We start from the raw sequence: 2,454 nt of genomic DNA on the forward strand, positions 1-2,454 counted from the left end.
TCGATCCCACGCGATGAAATAGACGCAGCGGAGGCACTCGGCCTGCTCAAACGCCCGCTGCCGCCAACGATTGATCTTCCCCAAGAACAACATCGTCACGAATAAGAGCGGCTAGCAGCCAATTGATAGCCAGGGTGTCGTGGTTGGACTGCGCATCACTGGCACGCACACCGGGTACATGTACAACGATGGGTGCTTGGCCGCATACGTTACCTACGGCCAACCCGCCCCCGGGATGTTCACCTTGCAGGTTTCCACCCGTCCGCGGGCGTTACTTAAATGATCGCGACCGGGATCGGCCATATCGGCAAACGTTTCCGCGGTCGCTCGAGTGACCAACATATAAAGCGTGTCGCGGCCGAGCCCCCCCAGTGTACATGCGATTGCCCAGTCCGTTACCTCGATGAAATCCGTGACTGCCCCGCCTTTCACCACCCGCTTGAACCGCGACTCAGCTGGGGATCCGACCCATACGCCTCCCTCGGCATCAAGGCATATCCCATCCGAATGAATGCCTTCTGCCCACACGCGCCGCCCTTTCAGCGATCCGTCGTCCTCAATATCGAACGCGAGCAGACGCTGTTGGGCGGACTCAGCGAGTATCATGGTGCGGTTATCAGGAGTGACGGCTGTGCCATTTGGTCCTGCAAGGTTATCGGCCACGACGCGAATGGATCCGTCGAGTTCCACGGCCACCAATTCATCGTGCCCATCACTAGGTAAAGCATACTTGCCTGTGAGGTGACCGACGTAGGCGCGCCCACGGCCATCGACCACCATGTCATTTATCCATCCTGGCCGCAGAACCGCCAAATCCGCATGCAGCGTCATGGTACCGTCGGGAGCGATCCTGTGGATTTTCTGAGTGCGCATCTCCGCCACTAGAACCGATCCGTCCGGCGTAAATCCAAGACCAGATGGCATGTCATCTAATACGCAGATAACCTCCCCTTTCCCGTCAGAACCAATGCGCCAGACTTTGTGGGCATGCTGGTCGGCAACCCAAAGCCCGTCCTCCCGCCAGCGAATGCCTTCAGGAAACACCAAGTCATCAAAAAATAGTCTAGGACTGGTCATATATTGCTCCAAATTGCTGGTCACACTCCAGATGGCTGAGTAAATCCATCTAGTGCGCGGGAAACCACATTCCTAAACTGGGAGATTCCCTTATAAAGGTAAACCGCAGGCGAAAAAAACAATAAGCGAGCGCCCAAGGACAGATATTCCTCCACGCAGTCGTCCGTCACAAATGTACCGCACGACTTTCCCATGCTGGATAGCTTCTTAATCGCCGTGCGCACCTCCCCTTGTACATCAGGTGAAAATGGCTCCCCTACATGCCCCAGACTGGAAGCCAGATCAAATGGTGCGAGAAAGACAAAGTCAACACCGGGAACGGCAGCGATGAGTTCGAGTTGTGAGAGGGCCTCCACGTCCTCGATTAGCACTCCGACCATCACCTCCCTGTCGGCGCTCTTCCAGTAGTCGGCCACTCCGAGTCCTTGGCGTGGTCCTCCCATGCCACGTGTGCCGGCAGGTGCATATCGCGCGGCGCGGACTGCACGCGCCGCGTCATCAGCTGAAAGGACGTGCGGGACGAGAATCGACTGCGCACCAAGGTCAAGGGCTTTGCCAATTAGAACCTCGTCATTCGCCGCTACTCTGACCATGGAGGAGATTCGCCATAGGTCGCAGAGTCTGCTGAAGTCGCTGATGTCACGCCACGCCCAGGGACCATGCTCCATGTCCAGCATGGCCAGATCGAGAAGGGACAGCGCCGCGAGATTTTCTAGAGACGCCAAATCAGTCACCGGGACCGGGCAAAACACAGGTTCACCTGCAAGCAGTTTGTGTTTGCTCCAATTGGGCCTAATTGCTGGGGGCAGTTTGTCCATTTCCGCTGAACCTCACCTTAGTTTGCCCAACTTAGGATGGAACGGCTCCCATCTAGTTGGAGGGCGTGATGCCCCGTACTAGCCGCGTTTCGCTCCTGGCGGCATTTGCAGGGCGCTTCCGTCACAAGAGCCGCGGATCCTAACCCACTGTCGTTCTGGCGGAGATGCCGTCTCTGCGAAGTGAATAAGTACCGCCCGTTCAGCGAGCAATGGCAGTGAATCGATCGGTCGATATCGAATCCCATATTGATGGGCGGGGCTTAACAGGGCAATTCGCATCTCCTGAAGGATGCAGCTGCTCTCCCTCCACACACTTATACCTGATTAGGTATCAATCTTGCACACCGGAGTAAATAAGGATGAATAATAACCCGCCTCCGCCGTCAAAGGAAAGTCTGTCTTACCTGGGAACTGATCCCATTCCTGCCGCCCCATACTACGAATCTAGCCGCTCTTATTCGTGACGATGTTGTTCTTGGGGAAGATCAATCGTTGGCGGCAGCGGGCGTTTGAGCAGGCCGAGTGCCTCCGCTGCGTCTATTTCATCGCGTGGGATCGA

2 protein-coding genes are annotated in these 2,454 nt (G+C 56.4%); both read right to left on the minus strand.

Going from position 1 to position 2,454, the window contains the following annotated elements:
• Positions 1-213: 213 nt before the first annotated feature.
• Positions 214-1,077, minus strand: coding sequence for an SMP-30/gluconolactonase/LRE family protein (locus B5X69_RS20565; RefSeq protein ID WP_079640327.1), 864 nt, complete (start codon positions 1,075-1,077; stop codon positions 214-216).
• Positions 1,078-1,097: 20 nt separating this feature from the next.
• A complete protein-coding gene (locus B5X69_RS20570) occupies positions 1,098-1,895 on the minus strand; it encodes an HpcH/HpaI aldolase family protein (RefSeq protein WP_079640328.1) in 798 nt (265 codons plus the stop codon).
• Between the last annotated feature and the right edge of the window lie 559 nt (positions 1,896-2,454).

The organism is Sphingopyxis flava, from assembly GCF_900168005.1.
In the GTDB taxonomy this organism is placed as follows: domain Bacteria; phylum Pseudomonadota; class Alphaproteobacteria; order Sphingomonadales; family Sphingomonadaceae; genus Sphingopyxis; species Sphingopyxis flava.